Genomic DNA, 25,848 nt, shown 5'->3' with positions numbered 1-25,848 from the left:
TGAATGACTATTGGGATGATGCCTGATAGTCACTGCCCAGCAAAGGTTCAAGTTCAGGCCATACATTATCTAAAATAATCGCCTGCGCCTCGGCGGTGGGGTGAATTCCATCGCTTTGCATGAGCTGTTCGTTAAGCGCTATGCCTTCCAATAAAAAAGGAACAAGCGGTACGTCATACTCTTCTGCCAGCGAGTAATAAACGCCGGTAAAGGCATCCCGGTAGGCTTGGCCGTAGTTGGGCGGAATATCAATTCCCAAGAGTAATACCTGAGCATCGGCTTCTTGGCTTTGCTCGATCATATCGGCCAGGTTGGCGCGCATTTGATTGGGTGCCAGCCCGCGCAGGCCATCGTTACCGCCCAGCTCAAGGAGGACGATGTTGGGCTGCTGCTTGTCTAAAATATCGCTGAAGCGCTGTAAGCCGCCGGAGGTTGTTTCGCCACTAATGCTGGCATTCACTACGTTTACCTGATCGCCCAGGCGCTCTTCTAAGAGTGTTACCCAGCCCTGTTCACGCTCGATGCCGTAGGCGGCGCTTAGGCTATCGCCCATAATGAGCAGGGTGGAGCGCTCGTTTGCGTTGATAGTTGGCGCGCTTAAGGTGACTATCAGAATCACCAGATAGCCGGTTACCATGCGGTTAAGTTTTTGCCATGTCACAGGGATGCTTTGCTTCATGCCTTACTCCTCAGATAAAACTGCACAGTCTTCTACCGCTGGTACGCCGCCACAAACGGCCAGCCAGCCCAACACGGACCGTACAGCCAATGACAAGGTTCCTTCCATACCTTCCGGTCGACCTGTGCTACATGCCGAAAGGCTAAGTAAAAAAGTGACTAACGGTGAGCGAACGCTAACAATACTACACGAACTTTCATTAAGCGTAGCAGCAGGGGAAAGCGTCGCTATCTTAGGCAAAAGCGGGGCGGGGAAGTCGACCTTGCTGGGCCTTTTAGCCGGGTTGGATACGCCGAGCGACGGCGAGCTCAGGCTATTTGGGCAACCGCTTAGCCGACTGGATGAGGACGGCCGCGCAGCATTAAGGGCTGGGCGGGTAGGCTTTGTATTCCAGAACTTTCAGTTGCTGCCAACCTTAAGTGCGTTGGAGAACGTACTACTGCCGTTGGAGCTTGTACCGAGGGTGGGTGAAAATCAAATGGCAAAAAGCTGGCTGGCAAAAGTGGGGCTGGAAGAGCGTATCAACCATCTGCCCAAGCAGCTTTCCGGCGGTGAGCAGCAGCGGGTAGCCATTGCGCGAGCCTTTGTCACTGATCCTGAATTGGTGTTTGCTGATGAACCGACGGGCAATCTGGATGCTGATACCGGCGCCCAGATTATTGATCTGTTGTTTACCTTGAATCGCGAGGCCGGCACCACGCTGATTCTGGTAACCCATGACCATGCCTTGGCACGCCGTTGCGATCGCTGCTTACAGTTGGACCAAGGCAGACTAATGCCCTTTGCTTCCTCTGATTTCAACACGGTAGGAGGAGGGCAATGAGTGATATGCCCTGGCGGCTAGCGGCCAGAAGTCTGAAACGTGATTTACGCTCTGCCGATGTGCGTGCCCTTTTTGTGGCGTTGGTGCTGGCAGTTGCGGCTTCTACCATGATTGCCTTTTTTCTCGACCGCCTTGAGCGTGGCCTTGAACGCCAGGCAGGACAAATGCTGGGCGGAGATTTAGTACTGGAGCAGCGCAGCCCTTTTTCAGACGCGTTACGCACTACGCTGGAAGAGGCCGGATTTACGCTAAGCGACCAGGTCGGTCTGGTATCGATGATTAGCCTGGGCGATCGTTTCCAGCCCGCAAGCCTTAAGGCGGTTGATGATGTGTACCCTCATTACGGCGTGTCCCGCGTCAATCTAGGCAGGGGGACTGAACAGATAGCCTCTGGCCCGTCTGTGGGGGAAGCTTGGGCAGACCCGCGTCTGGCAGAACTGATTGAGATAGAGCTGGGTGATCGTGTACAGGTTGGACAAACCGAGCTCACCATTACCGGTATTGTCGAGCGGGAAGCGGATCAATCTGGCGGCTTTGGTAATTTTAATCCTCGTCTGATGCTCAATACGGCAGATCTGGAAGCGACGGGGCTTATTCAGGATGGCTCGCGGGTCGAGTTTGAGCTATTGGCCGCAGGCCCTCCGCAAGCGCTTGACCAGGTACAGGAACTGCTCGGCGAGCTGCGCCGGGAAGGGGTAGAGGTACGCGACGTGCGTGTTGATCGCCCACAGTTGGGCAACGCATTGCAGCGGGCGGACAGCTACCTGGGGCTTGCCGGGCTTGCTGCCGTGCTGTTGGCAGGCGTGGCGGTTGCCATGTCGGCACGCCGCTATGTAGAACGCCATCTGGATACCGCTGCACTGCTACGCTGCTTTGGGGCAAGTCAGCAACAGCTTGTAATGCTATTCAGTATTCAACTGATCGGGCTTGCACTAATAGCGTCTTTCTTTGGTGCATTACTGGGACTTGTTGGTCAGGCGGTTTTGCTACGTCTGTTGGCCAGCTTTTTCCCCATGACGCTACCGCCTCCCGGCGTGACGCCCCTATGGCTTGGCATACTGACGGCCCTGGCTGTGCTAGTAGGGTTTGCAGGCCCTACGCTTTTGCGCATCAAACAGGTGAGCGCACTTAAAGTGTTGCGCCGTGAACTAGATCCTATGCCGCCTGCTGCCTGGCTGGTGGTAGCGGTAGCGGCCATCGTATTTGGCGGGCTTCTATGGCTGTATTCGGGGAGTTTGTCTCTGGCCATTGCCCTGCTGCTGGGCGGGGCCGTTCTATTAAGTGCTCTGTGGGGCGTAAGTTCACTTCTTCTTAACGCCGTGTTGCATGGAATCAAAAAAATAACCGGCGCCGGCGAGTGGGCGCAGGCGCTTCGTTTGGGCGCGCGTCAGCTAGCACGTCGCCGTCAGGCGGGCGTCGGCCAGCTATTGGCTTTTTCGGTCACTTTTTTCGCCATGGCAATGATTGTGCTGGTGCGTGGCGATCTTCTGTCAACCTGGCAGGCCCAGTTGCCTGACGACACACCCAATTACTTTGCGATCAATATTCAACCTTCGGAGCGCGATGCTTTTGAACAGGCGGTAGCACCACGTGTGGATACGCAAAGCACGCTTTACCCCATGGTACGCGGACGGATTACGGCGATAAATGATCAGGCGCCAAGAGATGCGGTGCCTGAAGGCGCCCGGGGAGACGGCTCACTGCGCCGAGAGCTTAATCTGACCTGGCAGGCTGAGCTGCCAGAAGGCAACCAGATGGTTGCCGGTGAATGGTTCTCCAGCGAAACACCGGTAAATGAACCACAAGGCTGGTTAGGCGCGGTGGATGCAACGCCGCAGGCTGAGATCGTACCTATCTCCGTGGAAGAGGGCCTGGCTAATCGATTAGGGTTATCACTCAACGATACGATGACCTTTTCGGTAGGCGGCGACGAGCTAACAACGCGTATTACCAGCCTACGCAGCCTTAATTGGGACAGCTTCAAGCCTAACTTCTTTGTGATTTTTCCCCCTGGCGTGCTTGAGCAATTTGGCCATAGTTATATCACCGCGTTTCATTTGCCTGATGAAGAGCAGGGGCTAATACGCCGACTGGTCAGTGATTTCCCCGGCGTATCGTTGCTAAACGTGGATGCGATTCTAGGCCAGGTACGCGATGTGTTGGCACAAGTGACTCGGGCAATAGAGCTTGTATTGTTACTTGTATTGCTTGCCGGTATCAGCGTGTTGTATGCCGCCCTGACAGCTAGTCAGCCGGTGCGTGCTCATGAGAGCGGCTTGCTGCGTGTCTTTGGTGCGGGCAATCGAATGATTTCCCGAATCCAAGGGGTGGAGTATGCCCTGCTGGGGTTTGTCAGTGGTGTAATGGGTGCCGTACTTGCTGAAGTGGCAACCGCCGCGCTCTACATTTACTGGTTAGACTTAACGCCTCGGCTGCACATTATGCTCTGGCTGATATTACCTCTAGGAGGCGCACTACTGATCGGCATCATTGGTCATGCGCTTTCCCGCGGACTGCGCCGCCAGGCTCCAGCGGCTAGTTTGGGTTTATTGGGCGAAGCCTAAATAAATCGCTGGGCGAAGCTGACATCTTCGGCCCAGCGGTTCCCCGCCAGCCCCATCATGAGCGGCATTCATAGGATACCTGATACGGATGCGATGAAAGTCGCGTCAGGCTGCGTTATGATAGCGGCCTGATTTCTTCCATGAATGATCCTTATCTACGAGGTTCCCCGCCAATGTTCAGCCGTGATATGACAATTGCCGGATTTGATGATGCGCTGCTTGATGCCATGCAAAAAGAAGTGGCCCGTCAAGAAGCCCACATCGAACTTATTGCTTCCGAAAACTACGCAAGCCCACGCGTAATGGAAGCCCAAGGCAGCCAGCTGACCAATAAATACGCTGAAGGCTACCCAGGCAAGCGCTACTACGGCGGCTGCGAGTTTGTCGATATTGCTGAAAACCTCGCGATTGACTATGCCAAGGAACTGTTCGGCGCAACCTACGCAAACGTCCAGCCACACTCTGGCTCTCAGGCTAACAGTGCCGTCTTCCTGGCGCTGGTCAAACCGGGTGATACCATTCTGGGCATGAGTCTGGATGCCGGCGGTCACCTGACCCACGGCGCCAAACCCAATTTCTCGGGCAAGCAGTACAACGCGATTCAATATGGGCTGAATGATCAGGGACTGATCGATTATGACCAAGTGGCTGAACTTGCTCGTGAACATAAGCCCAAGATGATTATCGCTGGCTTCTCTGCCTATTCTCAGGTCATTGATTGGGCCAGATTCCGCGAAATCGCCGATGAAGTAGGCGCTTACCTGCTGGTTGATATGGCTCACGTAGCAGGTCTGGTCGCCGCAGGCGTTTACCCCAGCCCCTTGCCTCATGCTCACGTTGTTACTTCAACGACTCATAAAACGCTGCGCGGCCCGCGTAGTGGCGTGATCCTGTCGGCTGAAAACGATGCTGATATCGAAAAGAAATTGCAGTCAGCCGTATTCCCCGGTGGCCAGGGCGGCCCTTTAATGCACGTGATCGCCGCCAAAGCAATCTGCTTTAAAGAAGCCATGGCGCCTGAGTTCAAGGCCTATCAGCAGCAGGTCGTCAAAAACGCCAAGGTAATGGCGAGCGTGTTTATGGACCGCGGCTTTGATATCGTTTCCGGCGGCACCGAAGACCACCTGTTCCTGCTCTCGTTAATCAAGCAGGGCGTGACCGGTAAAGATGCCGATGCAGCACTTGGCCGTGCACATATCACCGTCAACAAGAATGCTGTGCCTAACGACCCGCAAAGCCCGTTTGTAACGTCAGGCCTGCGTATCGGTACCCCGGCGGTCACCACGCGCGGCTTTGGCGAAGAAGAGTGCCGTCAACTGGCTGGCTGGATCTGTGACATTCTGGATGTGTTGGCCAAGGGCGAAGACACCAGCACGATTGAAGCTCAGGTGTTGGATAAAGTGGCAGAGGTTTGTGGCCGCTTCCCGGTTTATAAATAAGCGCTATACTGAATAAACGGTTCTCCGGCTATGGATAGCCGCAACGCGCGGGAGGCCCCAAAAGGACCTCCCGCGTTTTTGTTGTAAACAAATTGTATGACTATCTATTTAAGAAAAGAAAATACTAATAAAAAAGGTTTCAATACTCGATAGTTGAAGACTTAGGACCCACTACTTCGACTTTTTCCTGCTCTCTGGTCCATTTACCTGCTGGCTTGTCAATATACTGGAAATGCTCATTGGTAAAGCTGCCTTGGTTACAGGCATGGCGATAAGAGACGCTGGGAGTAAGTGTTTTATCAAGTGTCTTGTTGAAAACGCCAGGCCCTGTGATATCAAATACATTGGTTGATTCATTCGTCTCAATGTTGTCACAAACGTTACGAATAAGCTTGTCGAGATTGGGGTTATTAGGTTTGCTGGCAATAAAATAATTGCTGAAATCGCCTTGGCGCGTAACAACGTAAAGTTCATCTCGGCCTCGGCCCACGGTACTGGCAAGCGGCCAGATAGCATGGGCATCAATATCCAGATAAACACCGCCATTTAGTTGCAACACGATCAATCGCCAGAGATCCGCTTGAGCTGCTCCAATTTGCAAACGGTCATAGCAAGCAAGCACTTCGTTATCACAGTGGGCTGCAATAAACTGGCGTCGTGCATCTGTCACCATGAACCGGTATTCAAAGCGGGGCGCCATCAGCCGGTTAAACAAATAATTCAGGTAGACCGGAAGCGTGACCTTGTTGGTGAAGTTGGTCTGCCAGATAATGCGCGGAATAGTAGCTTCCCCCTTGGGGGAAAGCCACGGTGCAGCCCGCTCCGGCAAGGTAAACCGCTTGTTGGGTAAAACGGTATGAAAAACATAGCTCAACAGCTTGGTGATATTGGCAAATAGCTTAATCAATCGGCTTGTGCCAACAATAAGCGCACTTTTAAAAACAGTTGAGACGGGCATGAACATTTTCCTGACAGGCAAACATGCCGCTAAACTAAGCGGCGAAAGCAGCTAGTTTACCAGCCTCCTTGACCTTCCAGTAGGCTACGCATGTTATTGTCCAGCTTTACGCGAAAATCGGCACTGCCCAGCACCATGGCATCGCCTGAGCGTACCACCCGAGTGCTTACGTACAAATAGTCCTGCCCTTGAGCGTAGGTACCCATCAGGATAGAGCGTGCGTTATGTTGCGAGCTTAAGCGCTGCACCTGCCGGGAGAGAATCAACTCGCCTACGCTTTCTTCAATAAACATGCTGTCACGCATTTTGACTTCGCGTACCTGCATACCCTGCTGGGCAAGGGCTGACGCCATGATTTCAGAGCTGATGCGCCCAAAGGTGGAAGACTGGCTGAGGTTATCGATACTGACAAAGGTGGCGGCAATCATGGGGCTATAGCGCGTAAGATCTGGATTGCTGGCAATCATCTGTTGCGCTGCCCTATGGGCCAGCTCGGAAAGGTCAGGCTCGGGTTTTGGCTGCTTATTGTTTGAATTGCCCATGGCGCTGCAGCCCACCATGGAGATGAGTAAAAGACCAACGATGAACAGTCTGCCAATGGCTAAGCGCTTGCGCAAATGCAGTACAAAAGTTGATGTAAAAGGCATGACGTTACCAGCTATCAGTAATGGAAATAGAGGGAGTTACCGGCGCGCGGGGAACACGGTGGGGCGCATATTGGCGACGGTCGCCTGCATTGATGTAATAAATATTCGATGAAGAGTAAAGAATGTGCTCACCGTCAATAATCTGTGTGGTGATAATAACTTCTTCGTTGCCTGTATGGGTCCAGTTACCGCTAACGGCGTCAGCGGCGATGGCCGCAGGAATTAACCCAAGCGCTGGTTCTGCCCATCGGTTGATGGGAATCGTGGCAACGGCAATACCCGCCGTGAGTGCAGTAAAGGCGCCTGTAGGCGGACGAATAAAACTGCGGTCGCGGTGTGCAACCACTTCTACACCGATATGTATATTAGCGGCGTTAGGTGTCGGTACAGTGGTCAGATTGGCACCACGTGAGACGAGTTCGCTCGTCAGTAGCGTGCGAAAGCCGCGTTCAAACTCGCCGCCACTATAGAAATGCAGGTCCTGATTAACGGAGTTGGTGATATGCAAATCGCGAAAGCGGACCCGCTCGCGTTGCAAAATATTATTGGCCTCATGGCGGGCCAGCACTTCCCAGTGATGGGCGGCCTGCATGCGCTGCTGTTCTGTATAAGGATAAGTGGTGGCGATGGGGGCCTGGGAAGTGTTGGCGTAGAAACACCCACTTAGCAGCAAGCCGGTAAATCCTATACTTGCTAAGCGAAATAATTGGGTAGTAAAAAAACGGCTTAAGCAGCTATGCACCAGAGGTTCCTTATCGCGTCATAGGGTCTTTGATAGACTAGTTCAGATTTGTCATGCCTAGTAACCATCGGCCATGAGGTTGAAAACTTGAATGAGCGATAACCCGAATGCTTGAAGATCACCGCGGCGGCTCGCGCCATGATTCGCTAATGTCAGCTTATCCCTCTGATGAGAGCGGTAGCGGGTGGATGATTAGCTATATCGATATTATGACACTGCTGGTGGCGCTTTTTGTCATTATCATCGCGGCGGCTGGCGCAACGAAAGCTGAAATTTTTCAAGCATCATCAGAGCAGGCATCGTCAGAAGAAATAGTGCAAGAAGCAGGCCCTGTGTTTGAAGTGCCGCTTCCAGAGGTGATGGAAAGTGCGATGCGGCAACCGGTTCTAGAGGCGTGGCGCCGCGGCCTGGAGCCTTCCGCAGTCAGTGTGGCGCTGGGAGTGGCCGGTCTGCCCAAACAAAATCCGCTACCTGACGTGCCGCCACCCTTGCTGGCACTTGCACGCTTTGGAAGCCCGCCGCCGGTAGAGGTTGATGAGCCTTTGGCGTGGCTGCCTCCGGTGGCATTGCCTACTCCGTTAATACCTGTGAGGAATAGCGCTTCAACTACCCCGTTAGCGAACTACATGGTGTTACTCACTGACCATCCTCCGGTCAACGTGCAGGAAATATCGATAGACGCCATTAATAGCGCTGAGGCCATACAAGAAGCGTTAGTCGAGCGTGTTGAAACCTCGCCCTACTTGCCAAACCTTGAGGGTGTAGAGGTAACCCGTGTAGCGGAAGGGATCAGTTTGCGGGTACAGGACCAGCTGTTATTCCCTTCAGCAGCGGCAGAGTTAACTAGCGGCGGTTCTTCTCTGGTAGGTAGCTTGTTAGAAACCATACAGCGCTATGAAGGTGAGGTATGGGTAGAAGGCCACTCTGATAGCCAAACCATTAGTACCAATGAATTCTCTTCTAACTGGGCACTCTCGAGCGCGCGGGCAATTGCGATTGTAGAGGCGTTGGAAGCCGAAGGAGTTGCTCCAGAACGCCTGCGGGCTGTTGGCTTGGCGGCGACCCAGCCACTGGAAGATAACAGCACGCCAGAAGGCCGGGCACGTAACCGGCGGGTAGAAGTGGTCATTCATATTGAATAAAGGGCATAAAAAAAGCCCGCCGGGGGTGACGGGCCTAAAGCTTGGCTTATTGCAACTCACCGGCATCAGGTGAGGGGGTATACAAAGGTGCCGGTGAGTACAATTTCAATTTAGCTCTAGTGTAGGTTTTTCCAAGTTTTAGTAAGCAATTTTAAGTCGACTAGAAGGTTTTGACGTGTTTTTTAATCTTTCTTAATGCACACCAGGCGCACAACAATAATGCTTTGAGCCAGCTATATTTTATAGGTCAGTGGCTCTATTACAGAGCGCTTTGTATTAACTTTTGGATAATAAAATGGTTTTTTATTTTTGGCCTAAAAGCTGCTTGTGTATGGTAGTAATTTAAGACAACACCCTGAGTATCTCCAGCCAACAAGAGGCCGTGTATGTCTGAGCATATCAGTACTACATTGCTAGCCGATATACCTGACGCAGAGCGTCGGTCACGTTTGGTGCTAACCGATTTAGATGGCTCACTGCTTGACCACCATAGCTATGACTTTTCGCCTGCCGCCCCTAGCCTTGCGCGCCTTAAAGAATTAGGGGTGCCGGTCATTCCGGTGACAAGCAAAACGCGAGCAGAGCTATTGCTCCTGCGTGAGGCGTTAGGGCTTACCGCCACTCCTTTTGTCGCCGAAAACGGTGCGATTATTGGCTTGCCACCCAGTTGGTGTCATGCGCGTCTAGACCGCCCCGGTAATGGGCGAGATGGTGTGGTTATAAAACACATGGGGGTTGATGTTAGCTTTATTCGGGCACGCTTACGGATATGGCGAAAGCGTCTGGGCATTAAGTTTACGAGCATGAATGAGTTGAGCGTTCAGGACGTGGCTAAACTGACCGGCCTGGATGAAAGGCGCGCCCAGAAGGCACAGCAACGCGAAGGTAGCGAACCGCTTATCTGGCAGGATGACACTGCATCGATTGATACCTTTCGCCTTGCCCTTGAAGGTGATGGTCTTGAACTTACCCAGGGAGGGCGCTTTTGGCATGTAATGGGGCGTTCAGCAGATAAGGGCTGCGCTGTCACATGGTTGATCAAACGGTTTGCTACGTTACGAGGGTGTACGCCGCTATCATTAGGTCTGGGTGATGGGCCAAACGATATGACGATGCTAGAGGTAGTCGACCAGGCAGTCGTCATTAAGGGCATTCATAAATCGTCTGTAACACCACAAACCTCAGCGCTATATCGCACGAAAGCCACTGGGCCGAGTGGCTGGGCGGAAGGAGTCGCTTACTGGTGGGGCCAGGATAGCCGCCGGTTAAGTGCGGCCAAGCAAAGCGCTGCTATTACTCAATAAAGCCAGGGAGGGAAGCATATGAGTGATTTTCACCAAAATGGAGTGATTACCGATTTTCATAACCTCACACGTCGCCCCGTTGAAGCGCTAGAAAAAGAGCTTATCCAGTTTGCCAGGCGGCGCCCCATGGGGCTGATCTTGCCGTCACTATTTTCTGAGCTGGAAGGGCCTGCGCTATCCAAAATAGTGGATGAACTGGCACAAGTCCCTTATCTAAATGAAATCGTCATTGGTCTGGACCGAGCAGACCGCGACCAGTTTTTATACGCCCGGGAGTTTTTTTCACGCCTGCCACAGCATACTCGTATTCTATGGAATGACGGCCCGCGTCTGCGCGAGCTGGACGCAGAGCTTGAAAGCCATGGGCTGGGTGCGTTGGAACCCGGTAAGGGACGTAACGTGTGGTACTGCGGGGGGTATGTCTTAGCTTCGCACCGCTCAACCGTAGTTGGGCTACATGACTGCGATATTCTTACCTACGACCGGGGACTTTTGGCACGCTTGATGTATCCGGTTGCGCATCCGCGCTTTCACTATAGTTTTTGTAAGGGGTATTACCCCCGTATTGCCGAAGGCAAACTCAATGGCCGGGTATCACGCTTGCTGGTAACCCCTTTGCTGCGCGCGCTTAAAGTTGTTTGCGGGCCATTGCCTTACCTGGATTATCTGGATAGTTTCCGCTACCCGCTGTCAGGTGAGTTCGCCATGCGTAGTGAGGTATTGGAAGGCATTCGCATACCCGCAGACTGGGGGCTTGAGATCGGCGTGCTGTCTGAGTTACAGCGTAACTACGCCCACCGCCAGCTCTGCCAAGTAGATATTGCTGATGCTTATGACCATAAACACCAGCCCATCAGCGAACAGGACCCTAGCGGCGGCTTGAACCGAATGAGTCTGGATATTTCCAAGGCGCTATACCGTAAGCTGGCTACCCAAGGCGTAAGTTTTAGTAGCGAAGATTTCCGGACGCTAAAGGCCACTTATTACCGGCTGGCGCTGGATCTGATAGAAGCCTATGACCATGACGCCACCATGAACGGCTTAAGTCTGGACCGCCACTGCGAAGAGCAGGCGGTAGAGCTGTTTGCCAGTAATCTGTTGGAGGCAGGCAACCTCTTTTTGGATAACCCTCGTGAGCGGCCTTTTATCCCCAGCTGGAACCGGGTGCAGGCGGCAGTGCCCGATCTATTAAGCCGGATGCATGAGGCTGTCGAGCTGGATAATCAGGGTAAGGTATAAAACATGAAGCAAGGCAGTTGCCTATAAGTTAACACGCCCCCTGAGCCAGAAGGCAAAGAGGGCGTTGTTTATTCTGAAAAGACGTTTGGTCGGGCAGGATCCAGCCTGCCGAGCGTGATTAAGGCCTAGAAGTTGCTCTCTTCAGTAACATAACGTGCCGACGAGGGCAGAGCGGCTGGCGCTGCACTTTGATTAATACGGAAATTAGCCACGCGCTGGCGAAGCTGCGTGCTCAACTGTGCAAGTGACTGCGTTGCGTGGTTGCTTTCCTGTACCAGGCCCGCATTTTGCTGAGTCATCTGATCCATCTGCGTGACCGCCAGGTTGACCTGTTCGATACCGCTGCTTTGCTCACTGGTGGCCGCAGAAATTTCCTGTACCAACGTGCTGAGCTGCTGTATGTCAGTCACGACGCTATTGATGATCTCGCCGGTGTTGCGGACTTGCTGGCTACCATCGGCAACCTTGGCGCCGGAGTTCTCAATCAGCTTTTTGATTTCTTGGGCGGCGGCGGCAGAGCGGCTGGCAAGCTGGCGTACCTCGTTGGCCACTACCGCAAACCCCCGCCCCTGATCGCCTGCCCGCGCGGCTTCCACGGACGCATTGAGCGCCAGAATGTTGGTCTGGAAGGCAATCGCATCAATGGTATTAACGATACTGCTCATTTGCGCCGAGCTTTCGTTGATGTTGGCCATGGTATCCACCACGGCGGTCATGGCGTCACTGCCGCGCCGCGCATTATCGGCGGTTGTGGTGGCCAGCTTGCGGGCGTGATCGGCATGTTCGGCATTCTGCTTCACCGTTGCCGTAAGCTCTTCCATGCTGGAAGCGGTTTCAGCCAGAGACGCAGCCTGCTGCTCGGTACGCGTCGAAAGCTCCTCATTAACGCCCACAATTTGTTCAACGCCATTGTTGACCTGATCTGCGCCGTAATGAATATCACCGATAGTGTCAGCTAACGATTCACGCATGCGGTTAATATCATACAGCAGGCTTTCTTGATCAGAGCGTGCAAGCGTGGTATTTCGGGTCAGGTCGCCATCGGCAATATGGCGTACTACTGTTGCAGCGTAGCGTGGGTCTCCGCCCAAGCGGCGCCCCACATCGCGAATAACCCAACCCATCAGTAGTGCAACAGGGATGCCAATGATCAAAAAGGCAATCAGCGAGCGAACAAGATTACTGACAAAGGCTGCATTAATGTCATCGACATAGATGCCTGCACCAAATGCCCAGCCCCATTCTGGTAAATAAGCAAAATAGCTGATTTTAGGAAACTGTTCGTCGCCTGATAGGCGGCGTGAGTAATAGTCAACATGCCCGCCACCTGAGCGCGCAGCATCAAGAAATGCGCTATACAGATCCATACCACTAGCATCTTTATAGTTACTCATGTCCTCGCCACGAGGGCGGTTTGGGTGCGACACGATACGCATGCGGTCATCGAAGGCGAAGATATATTCTCCTTCAGCAAAATTTGCATTCGCTATGCTATTAATAGCGCGCTGCTGGGCTTCTTCGACCGTAATCTCCCCACGACTTGCTTGCGCTTGAAGCGCCTGTAATTGTGAAGAAAGGCTTTCCACGACGTATTGGATACTGGTGCGGCGCTCTTCTTCAATGGTTTGGCGGGTTTCCCAGGTTAGCCAGCCTACCAGCGTTAACATGGCAAGGCAGATAATTCCCAATATGCCCCAGAGTCGTTGGTTCATGGTCAGTCGCGTCATGATTTTCTGTTACAGCCTTTCAAAAAGTGAATGAAGCTTATATATCGGCCGGGCTGGCTATGTGCTTAGGGATATGGCGACTTATTTTTTGCAAGAGGGATATATAAACAAAACGCCTGATCTACAGGCGTTTAAAAACAGATGGTTAGGTGTATTTTTTAGTAAAAATACTATTTTATTTTGTATCAGGTGCTGGGCCACCCATCATTTTGGTCAACTGCGCTTCGTCTGGCATTCCTTGCATACGCTCAATACGTATATCGCCGTTAGACGTTTCACGTAGAAAGGCACTGGTGGGGGTTGCATAGAGCCCCAAGCCTTCGAACAGCTGGTTATTGGCATACACCTGATCTTCAATATCGCGAGGCTGAGCGCTTATCGTAATGGCTTCGCTCTCTTTGTGACGTTTAAAAGCAGCACTCGGGTCATGAGCGCCCAGCAGCACGGCTGCCTTGGCGGGGCTGTCAGGAGCTAATATGCCTACCATAATATGACGCAACTGGACCTCGCCCGCCTCAACCCAGGGGCGAGTCTGTTCCCAAAACTGCTGGCAGTATGAGCAGTTGGGGTCGGTAAAGGTATAAACCAGCCGTGGGGCGTCAGGGTTGCCATCCTGAATCCAGTGGCTCTCTTCAAGCAGTTGCCAAGTTTCGGCTTCCAGGGCGGTGCGGACGTGTTGATCAAGCTGCGCCTCTGTCAGGTTATTGCCTTGGCTATCCATCAATGTGCCAACAATGGCGTGTTCACTGTCTGGCGTCAGGTAGATAGCAATTTCCTGACCTTGAGTGCTGGCGCCAAAGCCACGCAAGCCGCCGGGAGCGTCAAACTGTCCATGAATTTCCCATCCTTGGTCAGCCAGAGCTTGAATGGGGGCGGGCAACTCGCTTGCTTGGCTTGCCGTGCTAACGCTGGCTATTAAAAGCAGGCTGCTAATAACAGAAGGTCTAAAAGACATCACATCATCCTTGTCTGATACGCAAGTGCGCAAAGAGAACCATGAACTCGCCATAACCTATCAGACCAAGTAAACAGAGCATATAAAAACACCCTGGATGGGGGGCAGGTCGTTACCATTTTCAGACTACGCCAAAGTGATTAACCAACGTACTGCGTAGGGCGGCAGTGTATCCTCCAGTTCTGGACTATCACTTTCAATGGCTTGCCAATCATGCTGTTCAAGCGCCTGGGTAACGGCATCGCCAGCGTTTGGAAGTGGTAGAGGCTTATCTGTCACGTTATAAAGCGCCAGTAGCCTGCGCCCGTCGCGTAGTGGACCGCGTTCAATGGCAAGCAGCTCGGGCGGTGATACAAGAACACGCTGTGCAGCGCTAGGGTGAAAGCAAGGTTCCTGCCGGCGACATTCGAGAAACCGGCAAAGTGCATGAAAAATATAATGGGTCGGGTTTGCCGTATTATCGAGCAGCAGGTCAAGCTCACTTCGCTGCCAGCGGCGGCGGTTAATGGAGCGCAAACGACCACTCCGTTCAACCCCTTCAACATCGTTAAGCGTGCTGGTCAGCGTGTGGATATATAAAGCGGGAATGCCTTGCAGGCTCAGCATGATGGCCTGACTACATAAAAAGCGCGCAACCTGCCATGGATCAGGGCCGCGGCGTGTGCCGCGCATTGCCTCAAACCAGGTAATATTGATTTCGTAAGGTGTATCGCTGCCATCGGGGTTGCTGCGCATGCTGACAAAACCGCCAAAGCGATGCATCAGCTCCAAAAGCGCGTCACGTTCATGGTTAGGTAGCAAGCCTTCTAAAGGGCGTACGCCAATACCATCGTGGCTTGCTGTAAAATTGAGGTATGTACATTGGTTTGGCAGTACCGGTAGGCTCGACAACCAGGTTTGCAGAGTCTCTGATTCACCTCGCGTCAAGGTGTGAAGCAGTAGCGGTGGTAGCGCGAACTGATAAACCATATGCGCTTCGTCGGGTGCACCCTCGGGCAATCGTTCCAAACCGAAGTAGCTGATATTTTCCTCATGGGGCACGTTGGTTTCGGTAACCAGTAAAGTACCAGGGGCAACATGGTCAACAATCGCCCGTAACAGGCGTACAACAGTGTGGGTTTCAGGTAAATGGATGCAGGAAGTCCCCAGCCGTTTCCATAGAAACGCTACCGCATCCAGGCGAATGATTCGCGTACCTTGCTGCAGGTAAAACAGTAAAATGCCCACAAACTCAAGCAGTACATCTGGGTTTTCAAAGTTCAGGTCGAGCTGATCTTCAGAAAAGGTCGCCCACAGATGGCGTGTCCCGCGACGTGTCGCAACCGGCACCAAGAGTGGGCTGCTACGTGGGCGGGTAACCTGGGAAACATCCGTTTCAGGATCCACTTCAATAAAATAATCGCGGCCAGGTGAGCTGCCGCTCAGGTAATCGACAAACCACAGTGATTCTCTGGAAACATGGTTAAGCACAAGGTCAGCCATCAAATCATAATGGCGGGCTAGCGTCTGGATATGGGGCCAGTCGCCTAACTCAGGATTGACTTCACGGTAGTGAATCACCGAGAAGCCGTCATCGCTGCTCCAAGGAAAGAAGGGCAGAACATGGACGCCGCTAATACGATCACCTAAACGCGCCTGCAAGAAGTCATCCAGCACCGCCAGTGGCGGTAAATCCGCATCAATGATGGAATCGCCATAACAGATCAGCCACTGGTCCTTTTCGCTCCATGTTGGTGCTGATTGAGAATGAGGCGCACTGCTGCGTGCAGAGGGCGTTAGTAGGGGGAGAAAATGATCGATGTGCTGTAGTAAACGGCGCTGAACTTCCTCTGCGCGTGGGCCATAAAGATGCGTTAAATAGACGTGAAGCGTCTTTTTGAACTCAGGCATGCAGGCCTCCTTATAACAATCTTACTCCTGAATTAATCGATAAGATGTATTGAATCAATGCAGCTTGTGTGCCAAGTCGCTACAATACAAGGTTAATATTGCGTTTAAACCATCAGAGCCTCTAAACGTGTAGCTGATGGGTGACTGAATGCGTTTGTAAGTGATAACAGGTTATAACATGCTTATTCGTGCGGCTTACAGCACGGGCTGACAACAGGGTTTACCGCTATGCATTGCCCTTTTTGTGGTGCGAACGATACTCGAGTAACCGATTCGCGGCTGGTGGCAGATGGCGACCAGGTGCGTCGGCGTCGCCAGTGCGCCAGTTGCCATGAGCGCTTTACTACCTATGAGACGGCTGAGCTGCTGATGCCCCGCGTGGTCAAGGCAGACGGTTCCCGGGAAAGTTTTAACGAAGCAAAATTACGCGATGGCATGTTGCGGGCATTGGAAAAGCGCCCGGTGAGTGCTGAAGCAATTGAAGCCGCCGTCGAGCGGATTCGTCAAACGCTGCGTGCCCGAGGTGATCGTGAGATCAATGCGCGGGATATTGGCGAGTCGGTAATGCAGGCATTGAAAAATCTGGATCAGGTCGCCTATATCCGGTTTGCGTCGGTGTATCGCAAATTTCAGGACATAGACGAGTTTCGTGCCGAAATAGATCGTCTTTCACAAGAGCCTTCTCACTTGTCAGCGGATGTGAAAAGCGAGTCGCCCAATGAGCAGTAGGACGTTATTTAGCGAAGCTGACCATCGCTATATGGCGCGCGCGCTGCAATTGGCAAAGCGCGGGCTTTATACCACTGACCCAAACCCGCGGGTGGGCTGTGTCATTGTTCAGCAACTCCCTGGCCAATCTGGGCGTATCGTCGGCGAAGGGTTTCACTTACGGACAGGTGAACCCCATGCAGAAATTCATGCGCTTAATGCCGCCGGTGAGCATGCCAAAGGCGCTACGGCGTACGTTACGCTTGAGCCCTGCTCGCACACTGGGCGAACAGGCCCCTGTGCGGTCGCACTCGCCAACGCTCAAGTAGCGCGAGTAGTGGTGGCCATGGTGGACCCTAACCCTCAAGTAAGCGGGCGTGGGATCGAGCTGCTCAAAGCGGCTGGCATTGAGGTTGACGTTGGACTGTTGGAGGCGGATGCGCGAGCCCTGAATCCAGGTTTCATCGCTCGTATGCAGCATAAACGGCCCTTCGTGCGCCTTAAGATGGCTATGAGCCTGGATGGGCGTACCGCCATGGGGTCTGGCGAATCCCAATGGATAACCGGCCAGGAGGCGCGTTGCCACGTACAACGGTTGCGGGCGCGCTCTAGCGCCATTTTAAGCGGCGTCGAGTCGATTATCATGGATGACTCGCGCCTGACCCTGCGCGCTGAGCAGCTACAGTTGGAGAATGCCGAAAGCGTTGTCCTGCGCCAACCGCTACGGGTGATTTTGGACACCCGGTTGCGGCTGCCGCTAGCCGCCGCCTGTCTGAGCGAGCCTGGCCGCACGCTGGTGATGACAACGCCTGCTCACTCGCCTGAAAAGCGCGCCAAGTTAACGGCCGCTGGTGCCGAGGTGCACGTATTTGAGGCCGGGAGCGACGGGCGGCTGCCGCTGAATGAGTTGCTTGATTGGCTAGCGAAACACGAACAGGTTAATGAGCTGCTGGTTGAAACCGGAGCCACCTTGGCCGGGGCGCTGCTGGATGCGAAGCTGGTGGATGAGCTGCAACTTTTTGTTGCCCCCACTTTACTGGGCGGCGAAGCAAAGCCGCTTTTCGCGCTGCCAGGACTCTCGCGCATGGCTGACCAGCGGCGGTTAAAGATTCACGATATACGCGCAGTGGGCAGTGATTGGCGTATTATAGCCACCCCGCAGCCTGACTAGCGCATGCGGCGATAGCAAGGTACTCTGTCGTCCAAATACAGGCCGTCCAAATACAGGTCGTCCAAATGCAGGTCGTCAAAATATAGGGTCAGCCAAATGCGATATCGATCAAATTTGGTACTGTACAATAACGACGCTGCGCAAAATCGCATACCGTGTGAACACATATCTGGGAGATTTCATGGCGCACTCCTCCTCTGGGGGCTTAGCCTCTATTGCCGAGCTGGTGGATGATATCCGTCAGGGCAAAATGGTGATTCTCATGGACGATGAGGATCGCGAAAATGAAGGCGATATCATCATGGCAGCCGAAAAGGTTGAAGCCGAGCATATCAATTTCATGGCGCGTTTTGCCCGTGGCCTTATTTGCATGCCAATGACGCGAGAGCGCTGTGAGCAGCTGAATTTACCCCTGATGGTGCGTAATAACGGCTCGGGTTTTGGTACCAAGTTCACGCTTTCCATTGAAGCAACGCAAGGCGTAACCACTGGTATCTCAGCAGCTGACCGGGCACGCACCGTTCAGGCAGCCTGTGCGCCGCACGCCAAGCCAACCGATATTGTTCAACCCGGGCATATTTTTCCGCTGATGGCAGAGCCCGGCGGTGTATTGCGGCGTGCTGGCCATACGGAAGCCGCCTGTGACTTGGCAGCACTGGCAGGCTGTGACCCTAGCGGCGTGATCTGTGAGATCATGAATGATGATGGCAGCATGGCGCGCAGGCCAGAACTTGAAGCTTTTGCCAGGCAGCACGATATCAAGATCGGCACCATTGCCGACTTGATTCATTACCGTATCGTCAATGAGCAGACGGTTGATCATGTGGAAACCACCACAGTGGCTACCACTCAAGGTGAACTGGCGCTGCATGTTTTTCGTGATCGTATTCAGGGGGCGCACCACATCGCATTGGTGAAAGGTCAGCCAGCCCCGGAGCAGGCGACCACGGTCCGCGTTCATCTGGCTGATACGCTGCGCGACGTACTGGGATTAACCAAGGGTGAGCAGTGCCGCTGGAATGCCCAGCAGGCCTTGGAAGAAATTGCAGGCGCGTCTGCCGGTGTATTGGTGTTGATTGATGATGGACACCCACATCAGGATTTTAAAAATCAGCTGGACGTGTTTCTGGATCGCGTACATCAACCGCGCACCAGCGACTCAGACGGCACAGGTAACTATTTAACGATTGGTACTGGCTCGCAGATTCTACGCCATTTAGGCGTAGGCAAAATGCGGCTACTAAGCTCTCCGTGGAAGTTTTCAGCGCTTTCAGGCTTTGACCTCGAAGTCGTCGAGCTGGTAGGGCCTAATGACACGGCATATGAGCCAAATTCTCAGCAGGAATAAATTGATGCAATCCCTCTCTCAAGTTGAAGGTACGTTTGTCGACGTAGACGGTCGTTATGTGATCGTGGTTGGCCGTTTCAATCACCACGTAGTGGATAGCCTGGTAGAAGGCGCTATCGACAGTTTGACACGCCATGGTGTCGACGCTGAAAACATTCACATTGTCCACGTACCGGGTGCCTGGGAACTGCCGCTGGCCGTGAAGCGCGTGCTGAAGGTGATGAAGCCTGATGCCGTTATCGCCTTGGGCGCGGTTATCCGTGGCGGCACGCCGCACTTTGAGTACGTGGCGGGTGGTTGTAACACGGCCATTAACCATCTGCAGCTGGAGTTCGATACGCCGATAGCCAACGGCGTGCTTACCGTCGAATCCATCGAGCAGGCCATTGAGCGTGCCGGTACCAAGGCAGGAAATAAAGGTACTGAAGCCGCCATGGCGGCAATGGAAATGGTATCGCTGCTGCGCGCGTTACCCGTAGGAGAGTCACAATGAGCGAGCGCCGTGAGCGTAAGCCCTCTGCCGCACAGCAGAGCCGTCATGCCGCCCGTGAGCTGGCCGTCCAGGGGCTTTATCAGTGGCAAATGACCGGCAAATCGATTACCAGCGTTGAAGCTGAGTTTCGCAGCCAGGTAGCTGATGATGATCTTGAAGATCATGAAAACTGGGTCAAGGTGATGGAAATCGCCGATAAGGCGCTTTTTCATGAGCTTTTACACAATACGGTACGTTTTAAAGCCGAACTTGACCGTGAAATCTCCCCGCTACTGGACCGCCGCCTGGAAGATCTAGACGCGGTGGAACTGGCCATCCTGCGCCTGGGAGCTTACGAGCTTTCTCGCCGCCTGGAAGTGCCCTACCGGGTAGTGATTAATGAAGGCGTTGAGCTGGCCAAGTCATTTGGTGCAACCGACGGCCATAAATACGTAAACGGCATTCTCGACAAGCTGGCTAACCGGTTGAGAAGTGCCGAAGTCAGCGCCCGCCGCTTATAGCGGCGCGCCGTCTGATGCTGCGTTTAAGGGGCCTATGTGCTTGCTGAATTTGATCTGATTCGCCGTTATCTGATGCCATCGCAAAAGCGACTCGCAACAGATGGGGTCGCATTGGGTAGCGGCGATGACGCTGCCCTGTTAATACCTCAAGCGGGTCATCAGCTAGCGGTTAGCGTGGATACCTCTGTCGTCAATGTTCATTTTCCTCATGATGCCCCCTCCTTTGCGATAGGGCATCGGGCGCTTGCCGTTGCGTTAAGCGACCTGGCAGCCATGGGAGCTGATGCACGCTGGTGCTTTATGGCGCTAACGCTTGATCAGCGAACCTTTAACGATGACGCCGCCATCCATTTATGGATGGATGGCTTTGGCCAAGGGTTTCATGGGCTATGCCAGCGTCATGCAGCCACACTCGCCGGTGGCGATGTTACCGCCGGGGAGCTTGCTATCGGCGTTACTGTTATGGGGGAGCTCCCCGCTGGGCGTGCATTGACCCGGGGCGGGGCCAGGCCAGGTGACGTCATTGCGGTCACCGGCGAACTGGGTGGGGGGGCTGGCGGATTGGCGCTCTGGAAGCGCGGCGAACGTGATCTTGAGCACCCGCTGCTGCGTCGCTATTTGCTACCCGAACCACGTTTGGCCGCCGGCGTAGCGCTTCTAGGTCTTGCCAGCGCCGCCATGGATATTTCGGATGGTTTGTTGGCGGATCTTGGCCATCTGCGTGAGGCCTCCGGCGTAGGCGCGATACTTGATAAAGAAGCGTTACCGCTTGCTGAGGGGCTTGAGAGCGCTCTTGGGCGTGATGATGCCCAGCAAGCGGCGCTTTCAGGCGGTGATGACTACGAATTGCTGGTGACACTGGCACCAGGTGATGTGGCGCACGCTCAACAGCGGCTGAATGAGCAGGGCCTGGCCTTAACGGTGATTGGCCAATGCACTGAAGCGCTGGGTGTGCAAGGTATTGCACCGGATCATCATGCTGGTTGGCAGCATTTTAATGAGGGAACGCCATGAACCGTGCACCATCAAGTGTGTGGCGTCGCCCAACGCATTTCTTTGCGTTTGGTTTAGGCAGCGGTACCGTGCCCTGGGCGCCTGGTACCTTCGGAACACTTGCCGCCATTCCATTTTATTGGATGATGGCCGATTTACCATTAGGGTGGTATCTAGGCATTGTGCTCGCGGCGTTTATCGTGGGCGTCTGGCTATGCGATAAAACTTCCCATGATCTGGGTGTACACGATCACTCAGGTATTGTCTGGGATGAGTTCGTGGGCTACTGGATTACCATGGCTGCCGTGCCGTTCTCGTGGGAGGCCGCTCTGTGGGGCTTTATTGTGTTTCGTATTTTCGATGTGTTTAAACCCTGGCCCATCCGCTGGGCAGACCGGCGTGTCGCCGGCGGCTTTGGCATCATGATTGATGATGTCATGGCAGGGATCTACGCCTGGAGTACAATGCACTTGTGGTATTGGCTGCACTGATAGTTCAGTCTTAATGAATTGATTTAGCCCAAGTACTGCTGCACAGACGCAACAGGTAATGCCGCCGAAATATCACTCCCTATTGGTGCGGTTGCTCAAGGAGATGGCATGCGCAAGGAACGTTTAATCGTCCCTATTCTAGTGGCGATAGCCGTTATCTGGATGGTAGGCCAACTGCTGTCCAGTGTGCTATTTGAGCGCAGTCTCCGTCAGGCGCTTGAAGATCTGGAAGCGCGAGGAGAGTGGCGCGTAACGCGTCCCGAAAGTAGCCGGGGGTGGTTAAGTTCTCAGGGGCGCTTATTGCTTTCCCCCTTGCTGGGTCGCCCATGGCAATTGGAGCTTACCTATAGCGCGCGCCATGGCATTTTGAGCACCGATGTCGAAGGCTCTTTCCTGCCACGCCTGGATACCGCCTTGCAGCGCGCCGTTGGCGAGGTAACTGCGGCTTCCGCACCGCGCTGGAAGGGCCGCTATCACACGTTGAGTGGCCGCAGCGAACTTCAACTGGCGCTGGCGCCGTTTATTATCCAGCAAAGCGGGCGTGAACTTGAAGTACGTGGCGCAAGGCTGCGCCTTGAAGGCATGTTTGGTGACTGGCGCCTGCGCGTTCGGCTGGATCAGCTTTCATTGATAGACGGTGTGGCACAGTTGACTCTGGGTCCTGCTTCTCTTGAAAGTCGTTACACTTATATTGACGATGCCTACCATTTCGCCCAGCGCGACCATTTACAAATCGACGCATTGGCACTGCGCTACCCCTCTTATGAGATACAGCTGGCGCCGCTGAATCTGTACAGCCATATGGTGCTGGATGAAACGGAGCTGCGTCTTAAAGGCGAGCTGGTCATGGGTGATATGATGGTGCCCACGGAAGCGCCGGACACGCCGCTGCTCAGCGGTCGCATCGAAATGGAGCTTTCGCGATTAAATGCCGATGCCATACGCCAGACCATTACTCGGCTGCGTCAAGAGGCCTCCTGGGGAGATACCAGCCTGCCCATGGCGGAAGGCTTGTTGTCCCGCCTTGAGCCTGATCTGCTGCAGATATTGAGCGATTCACCCCGCCTGGATGTTTCCACCGTGGCGCTGGATAGCCCGCTACTGGGGATTCAGCTAGACGCTGATGGCGCGCTGTTCTTTGATGCCCGCAAGCTCGATCAACTCAACGTGACCACACTGGATAAACCTGAAGAGCGTGCCCGCTGGCTTGAGCGCCTGGATGGTGACTTTATCTGGCATGACGCACCGGCTGTTGCGGCGCTATGGCTGGGATTGCCGCTGGGTACCCGCGAGTTACAGTTCGATGTTGTCCGTGGCGATTGGCGTGTCAATGGCCGACCTATGCCGGATATATGGTCGCAATAGAATACCCTAAGGGTTGAAGTTTTAGCGCTGTGCCCGCATTCCTTAAGCAATCACAGGCGGTGTAGCCGCCAATATCTGTTTATGGGAGGACGCATGAGCGACCAGGATTACGACCGCGATCACGATAATCTCGACTGGCTGGCTGAAGATGAACACTCATCTTATGCGTCAAGCGATCCAGGTGAAGAGGAGCATCGTTCAGATGGCGAGCGGGTAAATTCGCTGGTGCCCGCCAGCGATATGCTGCCTGAACGCATCTATCTGCTGCCTATCCATAATCGTCCTTTTTTTCCCGCCCAGGTACAGCCGCTAGTCGTCAACCGTGAGCGCTGGGAAGAAACCATGCGTCGTGTAGGCAATACGCCGCATAAAACCTTGGGCGTTGCCTTTGTTGGCGAGGGCGGGGTCGAGTCGCTTGATCACGAAGATTTTCCGGCTATCGGTACCGCCGTCAAAGTGCATAAGCTAAAGGGCGAGGATCAGCAGATCCAGTTCATCGCCCAGGGCGTGCAGCGCTTCCAGATCCAGCGCTGGCTCTCCAAAGAGCCGCCTTACTTGGTGGAAGTCACCTACCCCAAAGAACCTGTTGATGCGGAAAATGAAGAAACCCGCGCTTACGCCATGGCGATTATCAACGGCATCAAGGAGCTGCTGCCGATCAATCCGCTGTATGGCGAAGAGTTAAAGCACTACCTGAACCGCTTCAGTCCTCACCAGCCCGGTCCCTTGACTGATTTTGCCGCCGCGATTACCTCTGCCAAAGGCCCCGTGCTTCAGGATGTCCTGGCTACGCTGCCGGTGGCTGAGCGTATGCACAAGGTGTTACCACTGCTGCGCAAGGAAATTGATGTTGCCCAGCTGCAAAGCGAAATCAGTGAGCAGGTCAACGCGCAAATGCAGGACCGCCAGCGCGAGTTCTTCCTGCGTGAGCAGTTAAAGGTTATTCAGCGCGAACTGGGCATTTCCAAGGATGACCGCGAGAATGATGTTGATACGTTTAGAAACCGGCTTGAATCGCTGGTGGTCCCTGAGCGTGTTCAAAGCCGGATTGATGACGAACTCAACAAGCTAAGCGTGCTGGAAACCGGCTCTCCCGAGTACGGCACTACGCGCAATTATCTGGATTGGCTGACTTCATTGCCCTGGGGCGTTACCAGCCAGGACAAGCTTGATTTGAGCCATGCTCGTGAGGTCTTGGACAGAGATCATGACGGCTTAAAGGACGTAAAAGAGAGGATTGTTGAATTCCTCGCTGAAGGCACGTTTAAAGGCGATGTGGGGGGCTCGATTGTTCTGCTGGTTGGCCCGCCAGGGGTAGGTAAGACCTCTATCGGTCGCTCTATTGCCGAAGCTCTGGGGCGTGAGTTCTATCGTTTTTCAGTTGGCGGGATGCGTGACGAGGCGGAAATAAAAGGGCACCGCCGTACCTATGTCGGCGCCATGCCTGGCAAACTGGTGCAGGCGTTTAAAGAAGTTGAAGTCGAAAACCCAGTCATCATGCTGGATGAGATCGACAAGCTCGGGCAGTCGTTCCAGGGCGATCCTGCCTCGGCGTTGCTTGAAGTGCTAGACCCAGAGCAGAACGTAGATTTTCTTGACCACTACCTTGATGTACGGATGGACCTTTCCAAGGTACTGTTCATCTGCACCGCCAACACACTGGATTCAATTCCTGGCCCGCTGCTGGACCGTATGGAGCAGATTCGGCTTTCGGGCTATATCGCTGAAGAAAAGCTTGCGATCGCTAAAAACCATTTGTGGCCGAAGCTGCTTGAACGCAATAAGCTGTCGAAAAAGCGCATCAACTTATCCGAGGCGGCGTTAAAACAGGTAATTGAAGGCTATGCTCGTGAGGCCGGGGTACGCCAGCTCGAAAAGCAGCTCCACCGTATAGTGCGCAAGGCGGCTGTGAAGCTTCTGGAAGAGCAGGTTGAAACCGTCAAAATCTCTGTTAAAAACCTTGAAGAGTTTTTAGGTGCACCTCTTTTCCGCAAGGAAAAAGTACTTAAGGGTGAAGGCGTGGTGACAGGACTTGCCTGGACCTCCATGGGCGGAGCGACATTACCCATTGAAGCAGGGAAGGTGCATGCACTGGATCGCGGGTTCAAGCTAACCGGCAAGCTTGGCGATGTAATGAAAGAGTCTGCCAATATTGCTTACAGTTATACCGTGGGCCATTTACAGGAGTACGGGGCCGATGTTGGTTTCTTTGATTCCGCTTTTGTTCACCTCCATGTGCCCGAAGGCGCGACACCCAAAGATGGCCCGTCCGCTGGGGTGACCATGACCACGGCGCTGCTTTCACTTGCCAAACATCAGGCGATTAATCGTCCGCTGGCAATGACTGGCGAGCTAACGCTGACCGGGCAGGTGCTCCCAGTAGGAGGTATTCGTGAGAAGGTCATTGCTGCCCGTCGCAGCGATATCTTTGAAGTGATCTTGCCCGAAGCGAACCGTCGCGATTACGAAGAGCTGCCGGATTACCTGAAAGAGGGTATGACGGTCCATTTTGCCAATCGCTATAAAGACGTAGCCAAGGTGGTGTTCAATGACTAATAGTTTGTCCCCACGATATGGCTTGGCTTGTCTAAACCTATAGGTTGCAAGTTTTAATTTGGCTTTATTAACCTGCTACACAACGCCGTACGAAAGTACGGCGTTTTTTTATGG

22 protein-coding genes are annotated in these 25,848 nt (G+C 53.7%); 15 read left to right on the top strand and 7 right to left on the bottom strand.

The genetic code is table 11. From position 1 onward, the window contains the following. Positions 1 to 7 precede the first annotated feature (7 nt). Positions 8 to 679, bottom strand: coding sequence for an arylesterase (locus tag ELY38_RS08315; protein ID WP_127061310.1), 672 nt, complete (start codon positions 677 to 679; stop codon positions 8 to 10). On the opposite strand from ELY38_RS08315, the gene ELY38_RS08310 reads away from it, so the two are divergent. From ELY38_RS08310 to glyA, 3 genes are all read left to right on the top strand, one after another. Next, entirely contained in the window at positions 678 to 1,502 is an 825-nt protein-coding gene (locus tag ELY38_RS08310) for an ABC transporter ATP-binding protein (RefSeq protein WP_127061308.1), read from the top strand. The two genes, ELY38_RS08315 and ELY38_RS08310, sit on opposite strands and share 2 nt — an antisense overlap. Next, positions 1,499 to 4,066: an ABC transporter permease gene (locus ELY38_RS08305; RefSeq protein ID WP_127061306.1), complete on the top strand. Its 2,568-nt coding sequence runs from the start codon at positions 1,499 to 1,501 to the stop codon at positions 4,064 to 4,066. The genes ELY38_RS08310 and ELY38_RS08305 overlap by 4 nt, the downstream gene beginning before the upstream one ends. 173 nt (positions 4,067 to 4,239) lie before the next feature. Continuing rightward, positions 4,240 to 5,505 carry a serine hydroxymethyltransferase gene (gene glyA, locus ELY38_RS08300; protein WP_127061305.1) on the top strand — a complete coding sequence of 422 codons (1,266 nt, stop codon included), beginning with the start codon at positions 4,240 to 4,242 and terminating at the stop codon, positions 5,503 to 5,505. A gap of 139 nt (positions 5,506 to 5,644) precedes the next feature. Here glyA and ELY38_RS08295 read toward each other — a convergent pair whose 3' ends face one another. From ELY38_RS08295 to ELY38_RS08285, 3 genes are read right to left on the bottom strand one after another with little or no spacing between them, the layout of a single operon-like run. Continuing rightward, the gene (locus tag ELY38_RS08295; RefSeq protein WP_127061303.1) at positions 5,645 to 6,463 is read right to left on the bottom strand and encodes a glycosyltransferase family 32 protein; all 819 of its coding nucleotides are present in this window, start codon (positions 6,461 to 6,463) and stop codon (positions 5,645 to 5,647) included. Between the two features lie 56 nt (positions 6,464 to 6,519). Continuing rightward, on the bottom strand, positions 6,520 to 7,110 hold the full coding sequence (locus ELY38_RS08290; RefSeq protein WP_127061301.1) for a FlgO family outer membrane protein: 591 nt from the start codon (positions 7,108 to 7,110) through the stop codon (positions 6,520 to 6,522). Between the two features lie 4 nt (positions 7,111 to 7,114). Continuing rightward, the gene (locus tag ELY38_RS08285; RefSeq protein ID WP_246009097.1) at positions 7,115 to 7,783 is read right to left on the bottom strand and encodes a hypothetical protein; all 669 of its coding nucleotides are present in this window, start codon (positions 7,781 to 7,783) and stop codon (positions 7,115 to 7,117) included. Positions 7,784 to 7,959: 176 nt separating this feature from the next. Between ELY38_RS08285 and ELY38_RS08280 the strand changes: the two genes are divergently transcribed. The 3 genes from ELY38_RS08280 to ELY38_RS08270 all read left to right on the top strand — a co-directional run bounded on the left by ELY38_RS08280 (position 7,960) and on the right by ELY38_RS08270 (position 11,537). Beyond that, complete coding sequence (locus ELY38_RS08280; protein ID WP_127061298.1) at positions 7,960 to 8,994, top strand: OmpA family protein; 1,035 nt, start codon at positions 7,960 to 7,962, stop codon at positions 8,992 to 8,994. Positions 8,995 to 9,380: 386 nt separating this feature from the next. Beyond that, positions 9,381 to 10,298 (top strand): HAD-IIB family hydrolase, encoded by a 918-nt coding sequence (locus tag ELY38_RS08275; protein WP_127061296.1) that lies wholly within the window; start codon positions 9,381 to 9,383, stop codon positions 10,296 to 10,298. A gap of 18 nt (positions 10,299 to 10,316) precedes the next feature. After that, positions 10,317 to 11,537: a glycosyltransferase family protein gene (locus tag ELY38_RS08270; RefSeq protein WP_127061295.1), complete on the top strand. Its 1,221-nt coding sequence runs from the start codon at positions 10,317 to 10,319 to the stop codon at positions 11,535 to 11,537. Positions 11,538 to 11,662: 125 nt separating this feature from the next. On the opposite strand, the gene ELY38_RS08265 is transcribed toward ELY38_RS08270, so the two are convergent. The 3 genes from ELY38_RS08265 to ELY38_RS08255 form a co-directional block, all read right to left on the bottom strand. Then, the gene (locus ELY38_RS08265) at positions 11,663 to 13,264 is read right to left on the bottom strand and encodes a methyl-accepting chemotaxis protein (RefSeq protein ID WP_127061293.1); all 1,602 of its coding nucleotides are present in this window, start codon (positions 13,262 to 13,264) and stop codon (positions 11,663 to 11,665) included. A 175-nt stretch (positions 13,265 to 13,439) separates the two neighbouring features. Further along, a complete protein-coding gene (dsbG, locus tag ELY38_RS08260; RefSeq protein WP_127061292.1) occupies positions 13,440 to 14,219 on the bottom strand; it encodes a thiol:disulfide interchange protein DsbG in 780 nt (259 codons plus the stop codon). 126 nt (positions 14,220 to 14,345) lie between these two features. After that, complete coding sequence (locus ELY38_RS08255; RefSeq protein ID WP_127061290.1) at positions 14,346 to 16,109, bottom strand: sugar phosphorylase; 1,764 nt, start codon at positions 16,107 to 16,109, stop codon at positions 14,346 to 14,348. A gap of 228 nt (positions 16,110 to 16,337) precedes the next feature. Between ELY38_RS08255 and nrdR the strand changes: the two genes are divergently transcribed. The 9 genes from nrdR to lon all read left to right on the top strand — a co-directional run bounded on the left by nrdR (position 16,338) and on the right by lon (position 25,734). Next, positions 16,338 to 16,838 (top strand): transcriptional regulator NrdR, encoded by a 501-nt coding sequence (gene nrdR, locus ELY38_RS08250; RefSeq protein WP_127061288.1) that lies wholly within the window; start codon positions 16,338 to 16,340, stop codon positions 16,836 to 16,838. Further along, on the top strand, positions 16,828 to 17,988 hold the full coding sequence (gene ribD, locus ELY38_RS08245) for a bifunctional diaminohydroxyphosphoribosylaminopyrimidine deaminase/5-amino-6-(5-phosphoribosylamino)uracil reductase RibD (RefSeq protein ID WP_127061287.1): 1,161 nt from the start codon (positions 16,828 to 16,830) through the stop codon (positions 17,986 to 17,988). The genes nrdR and ribD overlap by 11 nt, the downstream gene beginning before the upstream one ends. Positions 17,989 to 18,169: 181 nt before the next feature. Continuing rightward, entirely contained in the window at positions 18,170 to 19,336 is a 1,167-nt protein-coding gene (ribBA, locus tag ELY38_RS08240; RefSeq protein WP_127061285.1) for a bifunctional 3,4-dihydroxy-2-butanone-4-phosphate synthase/GTP cyclohydrolase II, read from the top strand. A 4-nt stretch (positions 19,337 to 19,340) separates the two neighbouring features. Further along, positions 19,341 to 19,829 carry a 6,7-dimethyl-8-ribityllumazine synthase gene (ribH, locus tag ELY38_RS08235; protein ID WP_127061284.1) on the top strand — a complete coding sequence of 163 codons (489 nt, stop codon included), beginning with the start codon at positions 19,341 to 19,343 and terminating at the stop codon, positions 19,827 to 19,829. Next, positions 19,826 to 20,329, top strand: a complete 504-nt coding sequence (nusB, locus tag ELY38_RS08230) for a transcription antitermination factor NusB (RefSeq protein WP_127061282.1) — start codon at positions 19,826 to 19,828, stop codon at positions 20,327 to 20,329. The genes ribH and nusB overlap by 4 nt, the downstream gene beginning before the upstream one ends. Before the next feature lie 36 nt (positions 20,330 to 20,365). Then, positions 20,366 to 21,343, top strand: coding sequence for a thiamine-phosphate kinase (gene thiL, locus ELY38_RS08225; protein WP_127061280.1), 978 nt, complete (start codon positions 20,366 to 20,368; stop codon positions 21,341 to 21,343). Beyond that, entirely contained in the window at positions 21,340 to 21,813 is a 474-nt protein-coding gene (locus ELY38_RS08220; RefSeq protein ID WP_127061279.1) for a phosphatidylglycerophosphatase A family protein, read from the top strand. The genes thiL and ELY38_RS08220 overlap by 4 nt, the downstream gene beginning before the upstream one ends. A 108-nt stretch (positions 21,814 to 21,921) precedes the next feature. Then, positions 21,922 to 23,178 (top strand): DUF945 family protein, encoded by a 1,257-nt coding sequence (locus tag ELY38_RS08215; RefSeq protein ID WP_127061277.1) that lies wholly within the window; start codon positions 21,922 to 21,924, stop codon positions 23,176 to 23,178. A 93-nt stretch (positions 23,179 to 23,271) separates the two neighbouring features. Continuing rightward, complete coding sequence (gene lon, locus ELY38_RS08210) at positions 23,272 to 25,734, top strand: endopeptidase La (RefSeq protein WP_127061275.1); 2,463 nt, start codon at positions 23,272 to 23,274, stop codon at positions 25,732 to 25,734. Positions 25,735 to 25,848: the final 114 nt, after the last annotated feature.

Source organism: Vreelandella nanhaiensis (assembly GCF_003990185.1).
Classification (GTDB): domain Bacteria; phylum Pseudomonadota; class Gammaproteobacteria; order Pseudomonadales; family Halomonadaceae; genus Vreelandella; species Vreelandella nanhaiensis.
This window is presented reverse-complemented; position numbering and strand designations above follow the sequence as displayed.